The sequence below is a fragment of the Kitasatospora sp. NPDC059088 genome, from assembly GCF_042738155.1.
Lineage (GTDB): Bacteria > Actinomycetota > Actinomycetes > Streptomycetales > Streptomycetaceae > Kitasatospora.
This window is the reverse complement of the sequence record NZ_JBHYGR010000003.1, coordinates 141,701-143,748: the sequence shown is the minus strand read 5'-3', so window position 1 is coordinate 143,748 and position 2,048 is coordinate 141,701. Positions and strand designations below refer to the sequence as shown.

Here is a 2,048-nt window from a genome sequence, read left to right as displayed (position 1 = left end):
CGCCACAGTCGGCCCCCCCCCCCCCCCCCCTCGCCGCCCCGCGCCGCCCCCCCCCGCCGGGCCGCGGTCAGCCCGCCCGGACGGCGCTGACCAGGTCCGGCAGCAGGTTCGCCGCGTCGGGCGTGCCGAGGCCGGTGACCGGGTCCCAGCCCGTACCGGCCGGGTAGCCCGGGACGGTCGGGTCGGTGGTGTTGTTCCCGAGCGTCACGTCGTTGAAGTCGGTCGCGTACTTCGCCGGGTCGGCGCCCAGCTTGTACAGGGCCGGGTTGATCTGGCCCAGGCCGCCGCCGTTGATCTGGTCCGCGATCGAGACCAGGCCGGCCCACTGCGGGCAGGACAGCGAGGTGCCGCCGATGTCGTACCAGCCCGTGCTGCACGGCGTGGCACCGCACTTGAGGCCGGAGGAGCCGTCCGGCGGCAGCGACAGGTAGACCAGCGCGCCGGTGCTGGAGGCGGCCTGGAGGGAGACGTCCGGCACGCCGCGCTTGGCGCCGATCGCGGTGGAGCCGGCCGGCAGCGCCGACTGGTAGTCGGGCCGGTCGAAGACCCGGCTGAACCCGCCGCCGGAGTTGGTCCAACCCACCTCGGCGGAGCCGGAGTTGCTCTGGCAGGCGGCCGGGTTGTCGGTGCTGTCCACGGTCCGGGCGCCGGTCGCGCCGGGGTCGGTGCACAGGTAGGTGCCGCCCACGCCGGTCACCAGCGGGTCCGAGGCGGGCCACTCCACGGACGGGTACGGCAGGGTCGAGCCGCCCGACTTCACCGGGGTCTTCTCCGAGCCGGCCGTGCCGCTGTCGCCGGAGGAGCCGAGCACCGTGACCCCGTTCAGGTCCGCGGACTTGAAGGCGTGCCGCAGCGGTTCGATGGACTGGGCGCTGCCGAAGGCGCCCTCGGCGGAGGCGAAGGACTGCGAGATGACGTTCGCCAGGTGGTGGTCGACCACGTACTGCTCGGCGTTCATCAGCGTCGGCAGGCCCTGGACGCCGAGCGTCTCCGCGGTCGGCGTGCTGACCAGCAGGATGTTCGCACCGGGTGCCATCGCGTGCGCGGTCTCCACGTCGAGCGCGACCTCCAGCGCCCACGCGGCCTTGCTCTCCTGGCCGGTGCCGTGGCTGGTGGGCGGCGGGGCGTTGGTGCCCGGATCGCCCTGGACGTGCAGCTCGTCGAAGGACGGCATCCCGGGCCGGCAGGTCACCGCCTCCTCGCCGCACATCGCGGTGACGCCGAAGGCCTGGTCGAAGACGTGCAGGTCGTGCGCCATGGTGTCGCTGCCGTACGAGTCGAGGATCGCGATCGTCTGGCCGCGGCCGTCGAAGCCGCCCGCGTACAGCGGGCCCAGGTGGTAGGCGGCCCTGATCGCCTGGGGGTCGAAGCAGCGGCGGCCCGCACTCGCGCACTGCGTCGGGGTGGGGGGAGTGGTGCCCGCCGACACCTGGGCGTAGTCGGCCACCGTGGGGTGCACCGTCGGGTAGCCGGCGGCCGCGGCGCCGCCGGGCACGGCGCTGCCGACCACCGGGGCGGCGAGCGCGCCGGAGGCCGCGAGGGCCAGGCTGCTCACCCCGGCCAGGAGCATGCGGCGTATCGTTCGAGCCTTCAAGTAGTCCTCCACGGGGGTGGGTTGGGGGACATCGGCGATCGACCCGGGGCGGATCGAGCACCCCGGGCACGGAGCGGAACACGGAGCGGAATCCGGGACGCGGGGTCACGGACGGCCGCGAGTGTAGGTGCGGCGCCGACCGGCTCTCAATGGCCTGTTCGACGCGGGTTCGACGCCCTTTCGACGGCGGCGGCCGCCCGCCGCGCCCCGCCGTACCCCTGCCGGGAACCGGTGGAACCCGTTCGAGTGAACGGCCGCCCGGTTGCTTCGTCCACGGCCGTCGACCCGCCAAGCTGGGCCGCGGATGCGTAAGAACCTGGTGAGGAAGGGCCGTTCGATGACGCGCGCGCTGATCGTGGTGGATGTGCAGAAGGACTTCTGCGAGGGCGGAAGCGTCCCCGTCGGCGGCGGCGCCCCCCCGGGCGCGCGGCGCTCGCCCGCGGTGGCGCGGGCC

Annotated in this window: 1 protein-coding gene and 1 pseudogene; one reads left to right on the top strand and one right to left on the bottom strand. The window is 74.7% G+C overall.

Annotated features, from left to right (window positions below; genetic code table 11):
• Positions 1–67 precede the first annotated feature (67 nt).
• The gene (locus ACFWXO_RS02575; protein WP_380521555.1) at positions 68–1,570 is read right to left on the bottom strand and encodes a protease; all 1,503 of its coding nucleotides are present in this window, start codon (positions 1,568–1,570) and stop codon (positions 68–70) included.
• Positions 1,571–1,931: 361 nt separating this feature from the next.
• On the opposite strand from ACFWXO_RS02575, the pseudogene ACFWXO_RS02570 reads away from it, so the two are divergent.
• Positions 1,932–2,048, top strand: a pseudogene (locus ACFWXO_RS02570) (nicotinamidase); the annotation flags it as partial.